This window comes from Variovorax paradoxus (assembly GCF_024734665.1).
In the GTDB taxonomy this organism is placed as follows: domain Bacteria; phylum Pseudomonadota; class Gammaproteobacteria; order Burkholderiales; family Burkholderiaceae_C; genus Variovorax.
In genome coordinates this window covers 3875989-3896713 of record NZ_CP102931.1, presented here as the reverse complement: position 1 = coordinate 3896713, position 20725 = coordinate 3875989, and the positions used below count along the sequence as shown (strand labels likewise).

The 20725-nt window shown below is 67.6% G+C and carries 21 protein-coding genes; 17 read left to right on the top strand and 4 right to left on the bottom strand.

Annotated features, from left to right (window positions below; translation table 11 throughout):
• Positions 1-70 precede the first annotated feature (70 nt).
• Together NWF24_RS18545 and NWF24_RS18540 are read right to left on the bottom strand one after the other, a co-directional pair.
• On the bottom strand, positions 71-1228 hold the full coding sequence (locus tag NWF24_RS18545) for a DSD1 family PLP-dependent enzyme (protein WP_258349810.1): 1158 nt from the start codon (positions 1226-1228) through the stop codon (positions 71-73).
• 73 nt (positions 1229-1301) lie between these two features.
• A complete protein-coding gene (locus tag NWF24_RS18540) occupies positions 1302-1970 on the bottom strand; it encodes a GntR family transcriptional regulator (protein WP_176928732.1) in 669 nt (222 codons plus the stop codon).
• 157 nt (positions 1971-2127) lie between these two features.
• On the opposite strand from NWF24_RS18540, the gene NWF24_RS18535 reads away from it, so the two are divergent.
• The 6 genes from NWF24_RS18535 (at position 2128) to NWF24_RS18510 (ending at position 8741) form a co-directional block, all read left to right on the top strand.
• Positions 2128-3105, top strand: coding sequence for a VOC family protein (locus NWF24_RS18535; protein WP_258349809.1), 978 nt, complete (start codon positions 2128-2130; stop codon positions 3103-3105).
• Between the two features lie 39 nt (positions 3106-3144).
• Entirely contained in the window at positions 3145-3999 is an 855-nt protein-coding gene (locus NWF24_RS18530; protein WP_258349808.1) for a fumarylacetoacetate hydrolase family protein, read from the top strand.
• Positions 4000-4062: 63 nt separating this feature from the next.
• Complete coding sequence (locus NWF24_RS18525; RefSeq protein WP_258349807.1) at positions 4063-5295, top strand: amino acid ABC transporter substrate-binding protein; 1233 nt, start codon at positions 4063-4065, stop codon at positions 5293-5295.
• Positions 5295-6155, top strand: coding sequence for a branched-chain amino acid ABC transporter permease (locus NWF24_RS18520; protein WP_258349806.1), 861 nt, complete (start codon positions 5295-5297; stop codon positions 6153-6155). The genes NWF24_RS18525 and NWF24_RS18520 overlap by 1 nt, the downstream gene beginning before the upstream one ends.
• Complete coding sequence (locus tag NWF24_RS18515; protein WP_258349805.1) at positions 6152-7951, top strand: branched-chain amino acid ABC transporter ATP-binding protein/permease; 1800 nt, start codon at positions 6152-6154, stop codon at positions 7949-7951. Before NWF24_RS18520 ends, NWF24_RS18515 begins: the two co-directional genes overlap by 4 nt.
• On the top strand, positions 7944-8741 hold the full coding sequence (locus NWF24_RS18510; RefSeq protein WP_258349804.1) for an ABC transporter ATP-binding protein: 798 nt from the start codon (positions 7944-7946) through the stop codon (positions 8739-8741). Before NWF24_RS18515 ends, NWF24_RS18510 begins: the two co-directional genes overlap by 8 nt.
• On the opposite strand, the gene NWF24_RS18505 is transcribed toward NWF24_RS18510, so the two are convergent.
• Together NWF24_RS18505 and NWF24_RS18500 are read right to left on the bottom strand one after the other, a co-directional pair.
• Entirely contained in the window at positions 8671-8973 is a 303-nt protein-coding gene (locus NWF24_RS18505; protein WP_258349803.1) for a hypothetical protein, read from the bottom strand. The two genes, NWF24_RS18510 and NWF24_RS18505, sit on opposite strands and share 71 nt — an antisense overlap.
• 79 nt (positions 8974-9052) lie before the next feature.
• On the bottom strand, positions 9053-10495 hold the full coding sequence (locus tag NWF24_RS18500) for an amidase family protein (RefSeq protein WP_258349802.1): 1443 nt from the start codon (positions 10493-10495) through the stop codon (positions 9053-9055).
• Between the two features lie 137 nt (positions 10496-10632).
• Between NWF24_RS18500 and NWF24_RS18495 the strand changes: the two genes are divergently transcribed.
• The 11 genes from NWF24_RS18495 (at position 10633) to NWF24_RS18445 (ending at position 20723) form a co-directional block, all read left to right on the top strand.
• Positions 10633-11640, top strand: coding sequence for an ABC transporter substrate-binding protein (locus tag NWF24_RS18495; RefSeq protein WP_093052056.1), 1008 nt, complete (start codon positions 10633-10635; stop codon positions 11638-11640).
• Positions 11641-11657: 17 nt separating this feature from the next.
• Entirely contained in the window at positions 11658-12509 is an 852-nt protein-coding gene (locus NWF24_RS18490; RefSeq protein ID WP_258349801.1) for an ABC transporter ATP-binding protein, read from the top strand.
• Between the two features lie 5 nt (positions 12510-12514).
• Positions 12515-13264, top strand: coding sequence for an ABC transporter permease (locus NWF24_RS18485; RefSeq protein ID WP_258355315.1), 750 nt, complete (start codon positions 12515-12517; stop codon positions 13262-13264).
• Entirely contained in the window at positions 13243-14025 is a 783-nt protein-coding gene (locus NWF24_RS18480; protein ID WP_258349800.1) for an ABC transporter permease, read from the top strand. The genes NWF24_RS18485 and NWF24_RS18480 overlap by 22 nt, the downstream gene beginning before the upstream one ends.
• Positions 14025-14795 (top strand): class II aldolase/adducin family protein, encoded by a 771-nt coding sequence (locus tag NWF24_RS18475; RefSeq protein WP_258349799.1) that lies wholly within the window; start codon positions 14025-14027, stop codon positions 14793-14795. The genes NWF24_RS18480 and NWF24_RS18475 overlap by 1 nt, the downstream gene beginning before the upstream one ends.
• A gap of 43 nt (positions 14796-14838) precedes the next feature.
• Entirely contained in the window at positions 14839-15678 is an 840-nt protein-coding gene (locus NWF24_RS18470; RefSeq protein WP_258349798.1) for a TauD/TfdA dioxygenase family protein, read from the top strand.
• A gap of 71 nt (positions 15679-15749) precedes the next feature.
• The gene (locus NWF24_RS18465; protein WP_258349797.1) at positions 15750-16487 is read left to right on the top strand and encodes a GntR family transcriptional regulator; all 738 of its coding nucleotides are present in this window, start codon (positions 15750-15752) and stop codon (positions 16485-16487) included.
• A 61-nt stretch (positions 16488-16548) separates the two neighbouring features.
• Positions 16549-17382, top strand: a complete 834-nt coding sequence (locus tag NWF24_RS18460) for an SDR family oxidoreductase (protein ID WP_258349796.1) — start codon at positions 16549-16551, stop codon at positions 17380-17382.
• Entirely contained in the window at positions 17379-18554 is a 1176-nt protein-coding gene (locus tag NWF24_RS18455) for a pyridoxal phosphate-dependent aminotransferase (RefSeq protein WP_258349795.1), read from the top strand. Before NWF24_RS18460 ends, NWF24_RS18455 begins: the two co-directional genes overlap by 4 nt.
• 13 nt (positions 18555-18567) lie before the next feature.
• Positions 18568-19449, top strand: coding sequence for an alpha/beta fold hydrolase (locus NWF24_RS18450; protein WP_258349794.1), 882 nt, complete (start codon positions 18568-18570; stop codon positions 19447-19449).
• Positions 19449-20723 (top strand): Zn-dependent hydrolase, encoded by a 1275-nt coding sequence (locus tag NWF24_RS18445; protein WP_258349793.1) that lies wholly within the window; start codon positions 19449-19451, stop codon positions 20721-20723. The genes NWF24_RS18450 and NWF24_RS18445 overlap by 1 nt, the downstream gene beginning before the upstream one ends.
• The last annotated feature ends 2 nt before the right edge of the window (positions 20724-20725 follow it).

The following is a 20725-nucleotide window of genomic DNA, read 5'->3' as shown; positions in this document are numbered from 1 at the left end:
ACTGTCCCCCGCGGCGGGGCCCTTGTGAAATACGCTTTTCGAGTTTTCTTATGCCGCCCGTTCCTATCCCTTACCGCCGGCCGCGCGCGTCCACCGGCCAGATGGCGACCAGCGTGCCGCCTTCGACCACGTGGTACGCGTCATGCAGATTGACTGTCGGGTCGCAGTGCGGGGTGATGAACTCCACGCGCGCGCCCAGCGCGGGCCGCTGCGCCTGCGAGCCCGGGAGCAGCATCAGCTTGCCGTGCTCGTCGCCGAAGAAGGCGTAGCGGCTCGATGCGTCGGCGCCTTTCGCCACCAGCGGTACGCCGCTGTCGGTCGAGAAGCACTTGGTGCCGCCGTCCACCGTTACCCAGTCGGGCGCATTCGTGCTGACCACCGCCGTCTGCACGAACAGCGAGACGTCGAAGGGCGAGGGCTCTTCGCCGCTGGCCAGCACGCTCGTGTATTCGGCGTCCATGAACACATACGAGCCCGCCTGCAGTTCGGTGAACGCGTTCTCCTGCGAATCGAGGTCGTGCGTGCCGGTACCGGCGCCCGTCACGATGTCGAAGTTCAAGCCCTGCCGCTTTGCCGCCGCGACGATGCCCGCCACGGTTTCGCGCAGGCCGGCGGCCGCCGCGCTGCGCTCTTCGCGAGACACGATGTGCTGCAGGTTGCCCGCATACGACTGCAGCCCGCGCAACCGCAGGCGCGGCTCGGCGGCGGCCAGCGCCGCCAGTTCGAGCACCTTCGCCTGCGTGGCGGCGCCGGTGCGGTTGTAGCCGGCGCCGTAGTCCACCAGCACGTCGAGCGGGTGCGTGAGTTCGCTTGCGGCGCGCGCCAGGTCGGCCAGGTTCTGCGGGTTGTCGACCACCACCATCACGTCGCCCGGACGCGCGCGTTGCGCCAGCTTGATGAGCCGCGCGATCTTGCTCGGCGTGACGGCGGGCGAAGTGATGAGCACGCCCGGAATGCCGCCCTGGACCATCACCTCCGCCTCGCCCAGCGTGACGCAGCTCACGCCGACGGCACCGGCTGCCACCTGGCGCCGCGCGATCTCGACCGACTTGTGCGTCTTCACGTGCGGGCGCAGGTTCACGCCGCAGGCCTTGGCAAAGGCAGCCATTCGTTCGATGTTGCGCGTCATCGCGGGCAGCTCGATCAGCAGGGCCGGGGTGTCCAGAAGATGGCGTCCGCCGGGAACGCCGATCAGCGGCGCGTTGACTTGCAGCAGGTCTTGGGGCATCGGGAAAAAGCCTTCGTGGAGGCGTTTTGTGGAGGAGATCGGGGCGAGATGATCGCACCGAAATGCCTGCCTCCTATCTGTCGGCCGGCGGGTTCGCCTTCAGCGCCGTCATCAACAGGCGCCCGGTGGTCTGCAGGTGCTCGGCGATGAGTGTCTGCGCGGCCTGGATGTCGCGGTTGAGCACCGCATCGAGCAGCGCCTGGTGCTCGGCTCCCACGTCTCGCGCCTGCTTCGACAGCGGCGCCGACAGCTGCCGGTAGCGTTCGCTCTGCTGGTAGAGCATCTGGTGCATGCGCAGCAGCCAGCCGTTCGGGCAGCCGGCCACCAGCGCGTTGTGGAACTCCGCGTGGCTCGCCGTCCATTCGGCGCTCAGCATCGTGGGCATGGCCGCGTCGCGCTCGGCCAGCCGCGAGAGGCGGTGGTGCGCCGAGACCACGCTGCCTTCCCAGGCGAGATCACCGTGGCGGATGGCTTCGGCCAGGCACAGCTTCTCGATCTCGATGCGCGCCTTCACCAGCTCTTCGAGGTCGGTCGCCGAAATGGGGCTCACGCGGTAGCCGCGCGCCGGCTCCGACACCACCAGCGCCTCGGCTTCCAGCATGGCGAGGCCTTCGCGCACCGCGCCGGCGCTCACGTCCAGCTCTTCGGCCAGCGCGGCGATGTTGAGCTTCGAGCCCGGCAGCAGCCGTCCGCCCACGATGGCCGTGCGCAGCTCGGTGAACACCTGTCGTGTCTGGCTCATGCCTTTCGTTTTTTCGTTCATTGCACTCCCGTCACCGCGAAAAACGGCCTGATGTTACTTGTTAACCCTAATGATCCATGGATGGCTAAACAATAGACTAACGTTGAAAGAATATATTATTTGTTCCAACATGGATAGCCGATTGGAGACATACGACATGGCCGATATCCAGCTTCGCACCCAGAAAAGCCCCGAGCGCGCGGCGTTGCACAGCGTGCATTCGCTCGATGCCTTCGTCTTCACCGTGCCCGATCTCGACGAGGCTACGCGCTTCTACGACGCCTTCGGGCTGGAGCCCCGAAGAGAGGGCGACCGGCTCGACCTGTACACCGCAGGTCACCCGCATGCCTGGGGTTCGCTGTACCAGGCGCCCGGGGTGAAGAAGCTGCAGTACCTGCGCTTCGCCTGCTTTGCTGAAGACTTCGACGCCATTGCCGCGCGCATCGAGCGCCTGGGCGTGCCGCGCTGCTCGCCGCATCCGCTGGGCGACGACCGCGGCCTGTGGGTGCTGCACCCGGAGGGTTTTCCGGTGCAGGTCGTCGTGGCCGCGAAGAGCGCGCCGGATGCGGGCAGCGAGCCTGTCGTCGCGCCGCGCCCGCCGGTGGGCACGGGCGCCTCGCCGAACCGCGCGCGCATTCCGAAGGTGCATCCGCGCCGGCTCTCGCACATCCTGATGTTCTGCGCCAAGGTGCCCGAGGCCTTGCGCTTCTATGAAGACGCGCTGGGCTTGCGCGTTACCGACCGCTCGGGCGACCTCATCGTCTTCATGCACGGCGCGCACGGCAGCGACCACCACCTGATTGCGATGGCGCATTCGAACGGCCCGGGCCTGCACCACCTGAGCTGGGACGTCGCGAACATCGACGAAGTCGGCCGGGGCATGGAGCAGATGTATGCGGCCGGCCACGTGCGCGGCTGGGGCGTGGGGCGCCACGTGCTGGGTTCGAACTACTTCCACTACGTGCGCGACCCGTGGGGCAGCTACTCGGAGTACTCCTGCGACATGGACTTCGTGCCCGGCGACTACGACTGGCGCGCCGCCGACCACCCGCCCGAAGACTCGTTCTACGCCTGGGGCCCGAAAGTGCCCGAGGATTTCGTCACCAATTTCGAGGTCGAGGCCACCAAGGCCTGAGACCGTTTCTTCTCTGCATCCGAATCACAAAGGAATCCCATGCGTCTCCTCGCCTTCAACCACAACGGCAAGCCGGCCCTCGGCCTGCGCCTCGGCCAGGAGGTCGTCGACCTCACAGCCGCTGGCCTGCCCGCCACGCTAGACGAACTTCTGCGCGCCGGCCCCGAAGCCATGGCCGCCGCGAAGAAGGCCGGCGACGCGGCCCGCGCGCGCCTGCCGCTGTCCGACATCGACTGGCTGCCGCCAGTGCAGTCGCCTTCCAAGGCCATTGCGGTGGGCCTCAACTACATCGACCACGCCGCCGAAAGCAAATTCGATCCGCCGACCTACCCGGTGCTGTTCCATCGCTTTCCATCGTCGTGGGTCGGCCATAACCAGCCCATCGTGCGACCGCACGTGTCGACGCAGTTCGACTACGAAGGCGAGCTGCTGGTGGTCATCGGCAAGGCCGGGCGCTACATCAAGAAGGGCGATGCGCTGAACCATGTGGCGGGCTACTCGGTGTTCAACGACGGCTCCATCCGCGACTACCAGTTCAAGTCCGCGCAATGGATGATGGGCAAGAACTTCGATCGCTCGGGTTCCTTCGGCCCCGAGTTCGTCACCGCCGACGAACTGCCCGCGGGCGCCACCGGCCTGAAGCTGCAGACGCGACTGAACGGCACCGTGCTGCAGGACGCCAACACGCGCGACATGATCTTCGACGTCGCCACGCTGGTGTCGGTGTGCTCCGAGCCCTTCGCGCTGCAGCCGGGCGACATCATCATCGCCGGCACGCCCTCGGGCGTGGGCCTGGCGCGCAAGCCGCAGATCTTCATGAAGGCCGGCGACGTGTGCGAAGTGGAGATCGAAGGCGTGGGCCTTCTTTCGAACCCCGTCGTCGACGGCGACTGAGCAGCGGCAGCAGCAGCACCAATGCCGCGCTGACCAAAACCAAAACAATTACGGAGACAAAAAATGAGCATCGATCGTCGTTCCTTCGTCGCGGCTGCCAGCGCTTTCGGTGCTCTCGGCACCAGCGCGCTGTTCAGCGGCACCGCCGCCGCGCAGCAGCCTTCGGGCAAGCCCATCCGCGTGGGCGGCACGCTGGCGCTCACCGGGCCGCTCTCGGCCACGGGGCTCGTGCACAAGCTCACGGGCGAGATCTACGTGGAGTCGCTCAACCAGCGCGGCGGCCTGCTGGGCCGGCCGGTGGAGTGGGTGCTGAAGGACGACCAGTCCAAGCCCGACCTCGCGCGCACGCTGTACGAGCAGCTCGTGACGGCCGACAAGGTCGACCTGCTCATCGGCCCGTATGCCACGGGCGCGATTCTTTCGGCCATGGGCGTGGCCCAGCGCTACAACAAGACGCTGGTGCACCACACCTTCGGCATTCCGAGCCTGGCCAAGTACGACCAGCAGTTTCCGGCGTGGTCGCTCGGCCCCGACCCCGAGAAGACGATGCCCGCCATGGTCATGGATGCGCTGGCCACCTCGCCCAAACCGCCGAAGACCATCGCCATCGTCACCAGCAAGTTCCCCTCGGTGCACTTCGTGGCGCTGGGCGCGCGCGAGGTGGCGAAGCAGCGGGGCCTGAAGGAAGTGCTGTTTCTCGAGTGGGACTTCGGCAACCGCGACTTCGGCCCCATCGCCGGCCGGCTGAAGGAGGCCAACCCCGACTTCATCTGGAACGGCGCCATCGGCCTCGAAGGCAACCAGTTGCTCGACGCAATGAAGAAGATCGACTACGCGCCGCTGCATCACTTCTATCACGTGCCCGCGCCCGCGCCGATGCTCAAGGCGCCCGAGGCCAACGGCGCGCTGGCCACCACCATCTTCGAAGACCATCCGCCGTTCACCGACAACCCGACGGCCGCCGAGTTCGTGAAGGTCTATCGCGAACGCGCGGCCAAGGCCGGCATGCCCGACACGGCGGTGGAGACGCAGGCGGCCGCGTCGTTCTCGGCCTGGCAGATCATCGAAGCCGCCGTGGTCGCCACCAAGGGCATCGACGACAAGGCCATGGCCACCTGGCTGCGCGCCAACAAGGTCGACACCATCCAGGGCAAGCTGCGCTTCAACGAGCGCGGCAACTTCGGCGACGACCTCGGCAAGGTCAAGCAGGTGCAGAACGGCAAGTGGGTGGTGGTGTGGCCGAAGGAGTGGGCCGCCCCCGGCGTGAAGCTGCAGACGCGCGGGGTGACCAGCTGATGAGCTTCCCCAGTGCCACGCTGCTGGCCCAGTCGATCCTGGCGGGCCTGTTCACCGGGGCGCTCTACGGTCTGCTGGGGCTCGGCCTCAGCCTGTCGTGGGGGATGCTGCGGCAGATCAACCTGGCGCACTTCGCGCTCGCCTTTCTGGGTGCCTATCTCACGTACGAACTGTCGAGCCACCATGGTGTCGATCCGCTGCTCACGCTGGTGGTGATCGTGCCGCTGTTCTTCGTGCTGGGCGTGGCACTGCACTGGGTGCTGACGCGCTTTCGCGTGAGCCCCTTCAACTCGCTGCTCGTGACCTTCGGCATCACAGTGATCATCGAAGCGCTCCTGCAGTGGACCTGGACGGCCGACTACCGCAAGCTCGAATCGAGCTACGCGGAGCACAAGCTGCAGATCGGCCCGCTCTATCTGCCGGTGCCCGAGCTCATCACGCTGGCGCTGGGCGTGGGCATCTCGCTGGCGGTGTGGTTCGCGCTGCGCCGCACCGACCTGGGCAAGGCGATGCGCGCTGCCGCCGAAGACGCGCCCATCGCCGCGGCCTTCGGCGTGAACCAGAACGCGCTGGCGCTGATGCTCTCGGGTCTCAACGCGGCGCTGGCCGGCGTGGCGGGCGTGTGCATTGCGCTGGCGTACACGCTGTCGCCATCGCAGATCTATGCGTGGATCGGCGTGGTGTTCGCGGCCGTGATGCTGGGTGGGCTCGGTCGCCCGCTCGGGCCGCTGATCGCGGGCTGCATCATCGGCGTGACCGAGGCCGTGACCATGACGATCACCGCGCCTTCATGGGCGCCGCTGGTGTCGTTCTCGCTGCTGATGTTCGTGCTGCTGGTGCGGCCGGGGAGGGTGGCATGAAGCGCTCGTTCCTGCTGATTCTTGCGGCCGGCGCGGGGCTTGCCGTGGTGCCGTGGCTCGGACTGCCGGCGTTCTACGAATCGATTCTGTACCTGGTGCTGCACTGGGTCGCGCTGGCCACCTCGTGGAACCTGCTGTCGGGCTACTCGGGGTATTTCTCGTTCGGGCACGGCGCGTTCTTCGGCATCGGCATGTACACCACGGCCACGCTGGCGACGCGCTTCGACATTCCGTTTCTCTGGACGCTGCCGGCCGCCGCCGCGGTGGCCGCGCTGTTCGGCACGCTGCTGGGCGCCGTGGCTTTCCGCGTGCAGGCGGTGCGCGCCGAGCTGTTCTCGCTGCTCACGCTGGCCGCCACCTTCGTGGTGGCGACCATCATCCTCAACACGCCCATCGACGGTGGGCCGGGCGTGTACATGAGCGCGGTGGCGGTGCCGCAGATCGGGCCGACGGCGTCGGGCACCTTCTATCTGCTGGCCTTGGGCGTGGCGGTGTTGACGGTGCTGGCTTCGCTGGCCGTGTACCACTCGCGCTTCGGCACCGGGCTGTTCGCCATTCATGACGACGAGGACGTGGCCGAGGTGATGGGCGTGCCCACGTACCGCTTCAAGCTCGGCGCCTTCGCGCTCTCGTGCGGGCTGGCGGGCGTGGTGGGCGGCGTGCATGCGCTCTTCGTGTCGTACGTGACCACGGGCGACACCTTCACCATCGCGATGCCGCTCACGGTGGTGCTGATGTCGGTGCTCGGTGGCACGCGGCACTGGGCCGGACCGATCGTCGGCGCGACGGCGATCACGCTGCTGCTGTATGCCTTCACGGGCGGCGACAGCGCGATCATCGGCAAGGGCCTGACGGGGCTGGTGCTGATCGTGGTGATCCTCTTCATGCCCGAAGGCCTGCTGGGGCAGGCGCTGAAGTGGTGGAACGCGCGGCGCGGTGCGCCTGCTGCTTCGTCCGCGCCGGTGCATGTGGCCGTGGCTGATGAAGTGAAGAAACCCGTCGGCATTACCGGCGAAGTGCTGCTGCGTGCCGAGGGCGTGCGCAAGTCCTTCAAGGGCGTGCATGCGCTGCGCGGCGTGAGCCTCGAGGTGCGGCGTGGAGAGATCCTCGGCCTGCTCGGGCCCAACGGCTCTGGCAAGTCGACCTTCATCAATGTTGCGAGTGGGCACTATGCGGTGACCGCCGGGGTCATCGAGTTCGGGGGGCGACGCATCTCGGGCGTGCCGGCGCACCGCATTGCGCAGGGCGGCATTGCGCGCACGTATCAGATCCCGCGTCCCTTCGCGCACCTGACGGTGCTGGAGAACGTGGCGCTGCCGGCGATGTTCGGCGCCGCCGCGCTCGACCGTCAGACGGCGGAAGGCGAGGCGTGGCAATGGCTGGCCTTCACCGGACTCACCGAGCGCGCGCACGCCTTGCCGGCGGAGCTGAACCTGCACCAGCGCAAGTTCCTCGAGTTCGCGCGGGCACTGGCCTCGCGGCCGCAGGTGCTGATGCTCGACGAGGTGCTGTCGGGCCTCACGCCTTCGGAAATCGACGAGGCCGTGGCGCTCATCCGCCGCATTCGTGACCAGGGCGCGACCATCGTCTTCGTCGAGCACGTGATGCGCGCGGTGATGGCGCTGTGCGACCGCATCGTGGTGTTCAACCGCGGCGAGGTGCTGGCCGAAGGCGCGCCGCATGACGTGATGCAGCGGCCCGAAGTGGTGTCGGCCTACCTGGGCCAGGCCATGGAGCCGGAGGTGCCTGCCGCGTCGTCCGTGGCGGGTGTCGAAAGGGAGCTGGCCCATGCTTGAACTCGAATCCATCCGCGTCGCCTACGGGCAGGCCACCGCGCTGTGGGATGTGTCGCTGTCCATCGGCAAGGGCGAGCTGCTGTGCATCGTCGGGCCGAACAGCGCGGGCAAGAGCACGCTCATCAATGCGGTGGCGGGGCTGCACCGCATCAGCGCCGGCCGCATGCGCTTCGAGGGGCAGGACATCTCGCGCCTGGCGCCGCATCGCTTCTGCGCGCAGGGCATCGCACTGGTGCCCGAGGGGCGGCGCCTGTTCACCGAGATGACGGTGCGCGAGAACCTGGAGCTCGGCAGCTACCTGCGCGCGGCGCGCCTCGAACGCGCTCGCTCGATGGAACACGTCTGCACGCTGTTCCCCGCGCTGACGGAAAAGCTGGAGCAGCCGGCGGGTTCGCTCTCAGGCGGCCAGCAGCAGATGGTGGCCATCGGCCGCGCGCTCATGGCGCGCCCCAAGCTGCTGCTGCTCGACGAGCCTTCGCTGGGGCTGGCGCCGAGCATCGTGCTCGACATGTTCACCGCCATCCGGCGAATCCATGCCGACGGCATCGCGGTGCTGCTGGTGGAGCAGAACGTGGGCATGGCGCTCGACGTGGCCGAGCGCGCCGCGGTGCTGGAAGAAGGGCGCATCGTCGCGCTGGGCCGGCCGGAAGAGCTGATGGCGCGGCCGGAGTTGCGGCGCGCCTACCTGGGGCTGGATGCCGATGCCTCAGAGGGTGGCGCTATGCCGGGTGCGACGGCCCATGGTGCCCGGGCCGCCGCAGCGCCAGCCACCACAGCAGCGCGGCATTGATCGCCCAGCTGCCGGCCAACATCATCAGCGCCGTGTTCGCGACGCCGGGCGAGAGGTCGAGCGTCAGCAGGCTCAGCGACCACGGCAGCCCGCCAGCGATGGCGACTAGCATGCCGGCCTCGCTGTCGGGCACGACGGCACAGGCCAGGATGCAGACGGCGCCGGTGACCGTGTAGATCAGTGCGGCGGCGCGCCATCCCGGGCGGTGGGGCGGTCGTGAATTTGCGGGCATGCCTTGAGCATCGCCGATCCCGCATCAAGTCGTGAAGGCCTGTTACGCGAAGGGGCGTAGTGTTTTGGCGACGCCGCGTTCAGTGGCTTGCCAACTTCTGCACGCTTGGGGCGATTGGTGCTTCGGGTAGCGCGGCTTCGATGCCGAGCGCCAGTGCCAGCAGCGGCGTGTCGGCGCCTTGCGCGCCGGTCAATTCCAGCCCGGCGGGCAGGCCGTTGGAGGTGAGGCCCATCGGCAGGCTCACCGCCGGCAAGCCCGCCATGCCGGCCGGGCCGGTGTTGCGGATGTAGGCCGAAAAAGCCAAAGTGGGGCGGCCGCACAGCGTCACTTCCACGTCTTCGCCGATGCGCGCGGCGGTCAGCGGGCTGGTCGGGAAGACGAGGGCGGCCAGGTCGTGCCGCGCAAAGCAGTCGCGGTACGCCGCCTGCATGCGCGGGCGCAGGGTGTGCAGCGCGTGGGCGTAGGCCTCGGGTGTGATGGCGGTTGCACCGAAGAGGCGCTCGAACAGCGGGCGCACGTCGGGGCTGACCACGGCGTCGGTGAGAGCACGCGCGTCGAAGGGGCGGCCGTGCCGCGCAAAGTAGGCGGCCAGCGCGGGCAGGATCTCGTGCAGCGAGATCGTCATCGATCCTTCCTGGAACAGCGCACCGGCTTCGGCCAAGTCGCAAGGCACCAGCACGGCGCCGGCTGCGCGCAGCAGCTCGAGGCGCTTGCGGGCCAAATCGGCCACGGGCGGATCGACCTCTTCCCAGAAGTAGGCCTCGGGCACGCCAAGGCGCACGCCGGTGAGCGGTGTCGGGGCAATCTGCAGCGGCCCACCGGCGATTGCGTGGTCGACCAGCACGCAATCGTCCACGCAGCGCGCCATGACGCCAGCGGTATCGAAGGTCGGCGATATCGGCACCAGCCCTTCGTCCGGCCAGCGGTGCACCGTCGGCCGGAAGCCCACCAGCCCGCACAGCGCGGCCGGCACGCGCACCGAGCCGCCCGTGTCGGTGCCGATGGCCACTGGCGCGGCGCGCAGACCCAGCAGCGCCGCGTTGCCGCCGCTGGAGCCGCCCGTGACGCGCGTGGCGTCGAACGGATTGCGCGACGGTCCGAAGCCGTGGTTGTTGCCGGTGACGCCCTGCGACCACTCGTGCAGATTCGTCTTGCCGAGCACCAGCGCGCCTGCGTCGATCAGCCGCTGCGCTACGCCGGCGTGCATGCGCGGCCGATGGTCCGCCATCCACGGGCTGCCGGCCGTGGTCGGCATGCCGGCAACGTCGATGTTGTCCTTGAAGGCCAGCGGCACGCCATATAGAGGCAGCGTTCCCGGCGCGGGGCGCGGTGCGGCATCGAGCGCGGCGGCGGCTGCGTGAAGCGCCGCGGGGTCCTGGTGGAGCAGGGCGCCGAAGGGTGCGATTGCGCTGGCGCGTTCCAGCAGCGCCTGCGCGTAGTCAGCGGCGCGCAGTTCACCGCGCGCCATCTGCCCGGCGGCCTCGCGGGCGGAAAGATCGGTCAGCGCATGGATTCGGTTCATGAAGGCTCGAAGTGGGGCGGAAGCTGCACTCCGGTGCATGTTTCGGGCCAATTCGCGCTTCTGGCGCCAGAAAACAGGCTGAAATTGCATGGCATGGATACTGCTCAAAGAGTTTTTTGTATCCATGAGGCCATCCAATGTCTTTCAAGTCCTTGCGTATCCTGGCCGCCGTCGCAACGTCGATGGCTCTTCTGGCGGGCATGCCCGCGTCTGCCGCCGAGAAGGTCTCGTTGCGCCTCAAGTGGCTGGCGCAGGCGCAGTTCGCCGGCTTCTACGTAGCCAAGGCCAAGGGCTTCTATGACCAGGGCGGCCTCGACCTGACGATCAACCCGGGCGGCCCCAACCTGAACGTCGAGACGCTGGTCGCCTCGGGCAACGACACCTTCGGCCTGGCCGGCGGCACCGAGACCGTGCTGCTCGCCCGCGAGAAAGGCCTGCCGCTGGTCTGCATCGGCGTGACCGTGCAGAACACGCCTTTCACCTACGTGACGTACAAGGACTCCGGCATCACCAAGGTGAAGGACTTCGCGGGCAAGAAGGTCGCGACCTGGTTCACCGGCACGCAGTACACGCTGTACTCGATGCTCGCCTCGGCCGGCGTGAAGCAGAGCGACCTCACCATCGTTCCCCAGTCGGGCTCCATGGCGCCCTTCGTCGAGAAGCAGTTCGACGTGGCCGCCGCCACCTACTACAACGAGCTCAACACGCTGAAGGAGCAGGGCCTGGGTGACAAGCTCACGCTCATCAAGCCCGACGACTACGGCGTGGTCGTGCAGCAGGACACCGTGCTCGTGTCGGAGAAGTACCGCAACGAGAAGCCGCAGCAGGTGCAGGCCTTCCTGACCGCCACCATCAAGGGCTGGAAGTACGCGCTGCAGAACAAGAAGGAAGCCATCGACATCGTCATGGCCGCCGCCCCCAGCCTGAACCGCGCGCACCAGGAAGCCATGCTCGATGAATTCGAGAAGCTCGTGAAGGCCGGCAAGGGCACCACCGACGGCATCCTCGCCATCGACCTGCCCACGGTGGAGAAGATGCAGGCGCAGCTCGTCGGCTACAAGGCGCTGAAGGCGCCGGCCGATCTGTCGAAGGCCTACGACGCCAGCTTCTGGACGCAGGTGCCCGCCGCCGACAAGAAGTTCTGAGCCGCATCGCCGCAGCCATGAAATTCATGCCTCACGAAGTGATGCCGCCCGCCGTGAGCGACACGGCGCCGCCCATGCTCGAACTGGTCAACGTGTGGAAGCGCTTCGGCGAAGCGCAGACACAGACCGTCGCGGTGTCGGGCGTCAATTTGCGGATCGCGAAGAGCGAATTCGTCACGCTCGTGGGCCCGTCGGGTTGCGGCAAGTCGACCCTCTTCAACATGATCGCGGGCCTGCTGCCGCCTGACGACGATGGCTCGCTGCTGTTCGGCGGCGCACCGCAGCGCGACGGCCAACTGCTCGGCAAGGTGTCGTTCATGCCGCAGCGCGACTTGCTGTTTCCGTGGCGCACCGTGCTCGACAACGCCATCCTCGCGCTCGAGGTGGAAGGCGTGCCGCGCAAGGAAGCTCGCGAGCGCGCCCGCGCCATGCTGCCCGAGTTCGGCCTGGCGGGCTTCGCCAACCACTATCCGCACCAGCTCTCGGGCGGCATGCGCCAGCGTGTTGCGCTGATGCGCACCTTTTTGTTCGAGCGCGACCTGATGCTGCTCGACGAACCCTTCGGCGCGCTCGACGCGCTCACGCGCACTCGCATGCAGCACTGGCTGCTGGAGCTCTGGGCCAGGCACCGCCGTACGGTGCTCTTCATTACGCACGACATCGACGAAGCGATCCTGCTTGGCGACAAGGTGCTGGTGATGACGGCGCGCCCCGGCACGGTGAAGAGCGAGACCGTGATCGACCTGCCGCGCCCGCGCGACCCGTCGGTGGTGTTGTCGCCGGAGTTCATTCGCATCAAGCAGCGCCTGCTGGCCGAGATCGAGGAAGAAAGCCAGAAGACCTTCGCGCAGGAGGGCACCGCCTCGTGAACGCCATGCTGCAGCGCGCAGTGCGCTCGCCCGCACTGGCCTTCGTGGGCTTGGCGCTGGTGTGGGAGATCTGCGTGCACGCTTTCGCGCCGTCGCCGCGTTACCTGCCGGCGCTGAGCGCCATCGCGCAGGACGCGTGGTCGGTGTGGCCACAGCTCATGCGTGGCTTCGGCCGCACGCTGCTCGAAACCGTGCTCGGCTTCGCGATGGGCGCGGTGTTCGGCTGCGCCTGCGGCACGGTGTTCACCTATTCGCGCTGGATGGAGCGCTCGGTGTTCCCGCTGTTCGTGGTGTCGCAGACGGTGCCGGTGGTGGCCTTCGGCGCACTCATCGTCATCTGGTTCGGCAACTCGCTGCTGGCCAAGGTGATGACGGCGTTCTTCCTGACCTTCTTTCCCGTCACGGTGAACACGCTGCGCGGGCTGAAGTCGTGCGACCCGCAGCGCATTGCGCTGATGAAGAGCTTCGGCGCCAACCGCTTCGTGATGTTCTTCAAGCTGGCCGTGCCTTCGGCGCTACCGCAGATCATGGTCGGGCTGCGCGTGGCCATCGGCCTGAGCCTGATCGGCTCGGTGGTGGGCGAATGGTTCGGCGAGACCGTGGGCCTGGGCGTGATGCTCATGGAGGCGATGAACGCCGACCTCGTGGTGCGCCTGTGGGTGGTGATGTTTGCCTGCGGGCTGATGGGTGCGCTGCTCTACGGGCTGCTCACCTTCGTGGAAAGGAGGCTCGTATGGTGGCGCAGCGAAAGCTGATGGCTTCCGCGCAGCGAAAGCTGATGGCATCGCCCGTCGTGCCGGTGGTGCTGGGCATCGTCGTGCTGCTCGCGGTGTGGGAGGGCGCGATATTGCTCTTCAGGATTCCGCCGTTCGTGCTGCCCAGCCTGGGCACGATCGTGCAGCATGCGTTCACCGACACGGGGCGCTTGATGAGCGCATTGCTGGCCACGCTGGGCGAGGCGCTTGGCGGCTATGCATTGGGCAGCCTGCTCGGGTTGTTGCTGGCCGTGGTGCTGCTGCTTGCACCGCCGCTGGAGCGCATCGTGATGCCGCTGGCGGTTGCGGTGAACGCCGTGCCGACCGTGGCCTATGCGCCGCTGTTCCTGATCTGGTTCGGCCTGGGTGCTGCTTCGAAGATCGCGCTGGTGGCGCTGGCCGTCGGCTTCACCATGCTGGTGAACGCGCTGCACGGCCTGAAGCAGGCCGACATCGCAGCCGTGAACCTGATGCGCAGCTTCGGGGCAGGGCAGCTGAAGATCGTGTGGCGCCTGCGCCTGCCGGTGGCGATGCCGTCGGTGGTCACCGCCCTGCGCATCGGCGTGCCGCGCAGCATGATCGTCGCGATCGTTGGCGAGATGCTGGGGGCCTATGCGGGGCTCGGGCGAATGATCTATGAATCGACCCAGCAGGTCGACTTGCTGAGCGTGTGGTCGGCGGTGCTCGTGGCCTCGATCGCGAGCATGGTCTTCTACGGCCTGTTGGTGTGGATCGACCAGAAACTGGTGTGGTGGCGCTGATGGCAAAGACGAATCCCGCGGCGTACCTCGACACCGAAGCCGAGCTGCGCGTGCAGCTCGCCGCCTGCTACCGGCTGGTGGCGCACTTCGGCATGGACGACCTGATCTACAACCACATCTCGGCACGCGTGCCGGGGCCGGAGCATCACTTCCTCATCAACCCCTATGGGCTGTTGTTCTCGGAAGTGACGGCCTCTTCGCTGGTGAAGATCGACCTCGACGGCAACAAGGTGGACGACACGGACGCCGAGGTCAACCAGGCCGGCTTCGTGATCCATAGCGCGATCCACGCAGGGCGCCCCGACGCGCTGTGCGTGCTGCACACCCACTCCGAGGCCGGCACCGCCATCGCCGCCATGCCCAACGGCCTTGCGCCGCTGAGCCAGTTCGCGATGCGCTACCAGGGCCACACCGCCTTCCACGACTACGAAGGCGTGGCACTGGAAACCGGCGAGCGCGAGCGGCTGGTGCGCGACCTGGGCCCGCACCACACGCTGGTGCTGCGCAACCACGGCATCCTGACGGTGGGCCGCACCATCCCCGAGGCTTTCATCCTCATGTACTACTTCGAGAAGGCGGCCAAGGTGCAACTGCTCGCGCAGGGCGGTGTGGCGCCCGGCGAATCGCTGGTGTACCCGCAGCCCGAAGTGAGCGATCTGGCCGCGCGCCAGTTCACCGAATTCGCTGGCGACATCCTGCCGCCCGGCACGCGCGAATGGTCTGCGTTCTTGCGCATGCTGGAGCGCACCCAGCCCGACTACCGGCTCTGAACGCCGGCACTTTCCTCTTCATTCCCAGAGACACATTTCGACCATGCAACTCGAGAACCTCACCTCCTTCATCGGCACCGAAGTCAAAGGCATCGACCTGCGCGAGCCCGTGAGCGACGCCGACTTCGCGATGCTGCGCGACGCGCTCAACCAGCGCTCGGTGCTGCTGTTTCGCGGCCAGAGCATCAACGAATCGCAGCACGTGGCCTTCTCGCGCCGCTTCGGCACGTTGCTGGGCCACGTGCTCACGCAGTTCCTGAAGAAGGAGCACCCCGAGGTCTACGTGCTGTCGAACGTGTCGGAAAACGGCAAACCCATCGGCAACCACAAGGAGGGCTGGAACTGGCACTCCGACCTCTCGTACAAGGCCGAGCCCTCGATGGGCGCGCTGCTCTACGCGCTCGAAGTGCCGCCGGTGGAAGGCGACACCTTCTTCGCCTCGATGCACGCCGCCTACGAAGCGCTTGACGACGACATGAAGGCGCGCATCCGCCACATGACGGCCACGCACAGCTACGCCAACTACTACGGCAAGGCTTTTGCCGACCGCAACCCGCTCACGCCCGAGCAACTGGCGGCCACGCCCGACGTGGTGCATCCGCTGGTGCGCACGCACCCCGAAACCGGCCGCCTCTCGCTCTACGTGGGCGAAGACGTGGTCAAGCACATCGATGGCCTGCCCGCCGACGAGAGCACCGCGCTGCTGGCCGAGCTGAACGCGCACGCCATCTCGCCGGAGTTCAGCTATCGCCACAAGTGGCTCGCCGGTGACCTGCTGGTGTGGGACAACCGCTGCACCATGCACCGCGCTACGCCTTACGACGACAACGTGTACCGCCGCGTGATGCATCGCACCACCGTGGCCGGCGACCGCCCCTTCTGATATTCCGACCCGCCGCATAGGCCCCGCGTTTGAAAACCGACAAAGACAAGCACAACAAGGAAGGCAAGAACATGGAACCGAACGAACCCGAGATGGCAGCAGAACCTCCGGCGCTGCGCGGACGCGAGCGCCAGCGCGGCAAGGGCGCCACGCTGTCCGACGAGCTGAAGGACACGCTCGAAGACCTGATCGTCAGCGGCGTCATGAAGCCCGGCGCGCGGCTCGACGAGGCCGAGCTGGCCGAACGCTTCAAGGTGTCTCGCACGCCGGTGCGCGAGGCGCTGAAGGCGCTGGCGGCCACAGGCCTCGTCGACCTGCGCAGCCGCCAGGGGGGCGTGTGCGTGGCGCGCATCTCGCTGCCCATGCTCATCGAGATGTTCCAGATGATGGCGGTGATGGAAGGCCTGTGCGCCAAGTTCGCCGCGCGCCGCGCCACAGAAGTGCAGAAGCAGCGCATGAGCCAGTTGCACGACGAGCTGACGAGCATCCTCGCCTCGGGCGACCACTCGCGCTTCTACGACGTGAACCAGGACTTTCACGACGCGCTCTACGAGGCCTCCAACACGCACTACCTGGCCGAGCAGACGCGCGCGCTGCGCAAGCGCGTGCGCGTGTATCGCCGCTACGTGACCTTCCAGCCCGGTCGCATGACCGCCACCATCGGCGAGCACGGCGCCATCCTCGACGCCATCCGGCGCAACGACCCGGGCGCCGCGTTCAACGCCGCCATCGACCACGTGAGCCTGCTCGAGGACGACATCGTCGACCTGATCGCCGCGCTGTCCGAGCAGGACAACGGGGCTGCCTGAGCCTCTTCTTTCAACGCACTCAACGTCCCATTTTTCCGATCGCATCCCAGGACATCACTCCATGAAACTCGAACTCGAAGGCAAGACCGTCCTCATCACCGGCGCCTCCAAGGGCATCGGCCTTGCGGCCGCCCATTCGTTCGCGGCCGAAGGCTGCCACCTGCAACTGGCCGCACGCGACGGCGCCGCCCTGGCGGCCGCCAAGGAAGAGATCGAGAAGATCTACCCGATCAACGTGCGCATCCACCCGATGGACCTGGCCGCGCCCGGCGCGATGGCGCAGCTGGCCGAAGCAGCGGGGCACGTCGACATCCTTGTGAACAACGCGGGCGACATTCCTGCCGGCCCCATCGAATCGCTCGACTTCGCCGTGGTGCGCCGGGGCTTCCAGCTCAAGGTGCTGGGCTACATGGAGCTCAGCCAGATCTACTACGCGCGCATGAAGGCCGCGGGCGGCGGCGTGATCGTGAACGACATCGGCAACTCCGGCGAGAACTGGGACGCCAACTACATCGCCGGCTCCACCGGCAACGCGGCGGTGATGGCCTTCACGCGCGCGCTCGGTGGAGTGAGCCTGGACGACGGCATCCGCGTGGTGGGCGTGAACCCCGGCCCTGTGGCGACCGACCGCATGGTCAAGCTCATGAAGCGCCGCGCCTTCGACACCCATGGCGACGAAGGCCGCTGGGAAGAGCTGTTCGACAACTACCCCGGCGGCCGCCCGGCAACGCCGGAAGAGGTGGCCGAGCTGATGGTGTTCCTGGCTTCGCCGCGTGCGGGCTACATCACCGGCACGGTGGTGACCATCGACGGCGGCATCGCGGCGCGTGGCTCGATCATCAAGACCAGCAAGAAAGTGGTCGAGGCCGAACAGGCCCGGAGGCTCGCGGCATGAACGCAGCGCTGAACCCCGCTGCTGCAGTGCCGGCCGTGACGAGCGATGCCGAAACCCGCAACCAGTATTTCGACCGGCTGTTCACCAACCCCGACCTGATGTGGCTGGGCCAGAACACCAATCACTTTCCGCTGCACCCGGCTGTGAAAAAGGCGCTGCACGACGCCATCGACGACGAGAGCTTTCACGCCTATGCGCCGCCGCTGGGCATGGAAGCGCTGCGCTCGGCCATCGTGGCCGACCTGGGCGTGCCGGACCAGTCGGCCGTGGTGACCGATGGCGCGGTCTCCGCACTGGCGCTGGCCTGCCGTGCGTTCTGCGTGGCCGGCAAGGGCTTCGTGACCACCGACCCGGGCTGGAAGTGGCCGCTGCAGTTCGCCGCCAAGGCCGGCTCGGTGATCACCGAGATTCCGATCTACGGGCCGGAGTACGGCTTCAAGCTGTCGGCCGAGGCGCTGGCCGCGTCTACCGACGGGAACACCGCCGTCATCTACCTCGTGGATCCGAACAACCCGCTGGGCACCACCTACACCGAGGACGAGATCCGTGCCTTCGCAGACCGTGCGCGAGAGATCGGCGCCATCCTCATTCACGACTGCACCTACCGCGACTTCGCCGACAACCACACGCTGGCTTCGCGCTTCTACCCGGAAGGCACGGTGACCATCGTGAGCTTCTCGAAGTGGCTGGGCCTCGCGGGCCTGCGCCTCGGGGCGCTGGTGGCCTCGCCCCAACTGCTCGCGCGCATCCTGCCGCATTCGCAGGCGCCGCTGGGCGCGAGCGTGCTGGCGCAGCGCGCGGCCATCGCGGGCCTGGGCGTGAAGGACGAATGGATGGCCGAAGTGATTGCGCAGCAGCGCGAGAACCAGCAAATGATCGTCGATGCCTTCGCCAAGCTGCCGGGCTTCGAGGTACCGGTGTTCCCGTCGCAGGCCAACTTCATCGTGGTCGAGTGCAGCAAGGCGGGTGTGACGCCCGAGGCGCTGGTCACCGCGCTGGGCGAGCACGACATCATGGTGCGGCAGGGCACGTATCACACGCCGCGCTTCGGACATCGCTTCGTGAAGATCTCCACCACCGTGCCGAAAGCGTGGGCGCAGGCGCTGTGCGACGTGCTGCCGCAGGCGGTCGAGCGCGCGCGCAGCCTGCCGGCCACGGCGGCGCTTTTCTGAGGAGGGCCCGGCCATGAGTTTCGCCACCACCCCCGACGGCGTTCGCCTCTACTACGAGACCGCCGGCAGCGGCACGCCGATCGTGTTCGTGCACGAGTTCGGCGGCGACCACCGCAGCTGGGAGCCGCAGATGCGCTACTTCGCGCGGCGCCACCAGTGCGTGACTTTCGGCGCGCGCGGCTATCCGCCGTCGGACGTGCCGGCCGACATGGAGCGCTATTCGCAAGCCACCGCAGCCGACGACATCGCCGCGGTGATGGACGCGCTGGAGCTGGAGCGCGCGCACATCGTGGGCCTGTCGATGGGCGGCTTCGCGACGCTGCACTTCGGCCTGCGTCATGCGAAGCGGGCGTCGTCGCTGGTGATTGCCGGCGCGGGCTACGGCGCGGAGAAAGAACACGAGGAGTATTTCCGCGGCGTTTCGCTCGAAGTGGCCAAGCAGTTCGAAGCGCAGGGCTCCGAGAAATTCGCCCGCACCTATTCGCTGGGCGCGAGCCGCGTGCAGTTCCAGAACAAGGACCCGCGCGGCTGGCAGGAGTTTGCGACCTGGCTCGGCGAGCACGATGCAGTGGGCGCGGCCAACACCATGCGCGGCGTGCAGGCGCGGCGCCCGTCGATCTACGACCTGGAGAGCGATCTGCGCGTGATGAACGTGCCCTCGCTCGTGGTGGTCGGCGATGAGGACGACCATTGCCTGCAGCCCGGCATCTTCCTGAAGAAGACCGTGCCGGCCTGCGGCCTCGCCGTGATGCCCAAGACCGGCCACACGCTCAACCTGGAAGAGCCCGCTGCGTTCAACGCCTTGCTGGCCGAGTTCTTCGCCCAGGTCGAGGCCGGCCAGTGGAAGCCGCGCGATCCGCGTGCGCTGCCCAGCCAGATCATGAAGACCGACTGATGACCGCCGAAACCGCCACCGAAGAAGTCGCCGGAGAGCAAGGCATCTGGCGCATCGATGCCGACCGTCTGTGGAACCGGCTCATGACGCTCGCCTGCATCGGCGCCACGCCGGGCGGCGGTGTAGACCGGCAGGCGCTGAGCGTGGAAGAGATCGCGTCGTGGCGCACGATGATCGACTGGGCCTTGTCGGCGGGGCTGGAGCCTTCAACCGATGCGGCCGGCAATCTCTTCATCGCGCTGCCGGGTATCGACCGCGACGCGCCACCAGTGCTCGCAGGCAGCCATCTCGACAGCCAGCCCGGTGGCGGGCGCTTCGACGGTGTGTACGGCGTGGTGGCTGCGCTGGAGGTGCTGACCACGCTGGCCGGGCGCGGCGTGCGTCCGCCGGTGGACATCGTCTGCGTGGCGTGGATGAACGAAGAGGGTTCGCGCTTCGCGCCCGGCATGATGGGCTCGGAGGCCTTTGCCGGCGTGCGCAGCCTCGAGGCCGTGCGTGCGGTGCGCGATGCCAGCGGCATCTCTGTCGCCGATGCGCTCGATGCCTTGCACGCTGCGTTCCCGTCGCTGCGGCGGCGGTCGCTGGGCTTTCCGGTGGCGGCTTATGTAGAGGCGCACATCGAGCAGGGGCCGATACTGGAAGCGCAGGAGTGCGTGATCGGTGTCGTCACCGGCATCCAGGGCAAGAAGACATTCGATGTCGTGATCGAGGGTGAGCGTGGTCACGCCGGCACGCTCGCGATGGTCGAGCGGCGCGATGCGCTCGCAGCCTTCACGCGCATCGCGACGGCGCTCTATGCCGAGATCGGCGGCCACGACGACGCGGTGAAATTCACCATCGGCCGGCTGCAGGTCGAGCCGAACGCACCCTCGGTGGTGCCCGAGCGGGTGACGCTGCGCATCGACCTGCGGCATCCCGACAACGCGGTGCTCGAACATCTGGGACAGCGATTGGCCGCGCTGTGCGACTCGCTTGCCGCGCCGTGCCAGGCGAGCGTGACCCCCTTGGTCGATGCGCCGTCCAACGGCTTCGATCCCGCCTTGCAGCAGGCGATCGCGCAAGCCGCCGAGCGCATCGGACAGCCGCACATGCCGATTCTTTCGGCTGCCGGCCACGACGCGCGCCACATGGCGCCGCTGTGCCCGAGCGCGATGATCTTCATTCCCTGCCGCGACGGCGTGAGCCATGCGGAACATGAGTGGGCGGAGCCCGCGCATGTGGCAGCCGGTGCGAACGTGCTGCTGCGCGTGCTGTTGCCCTATGTGAGGACCTGAGC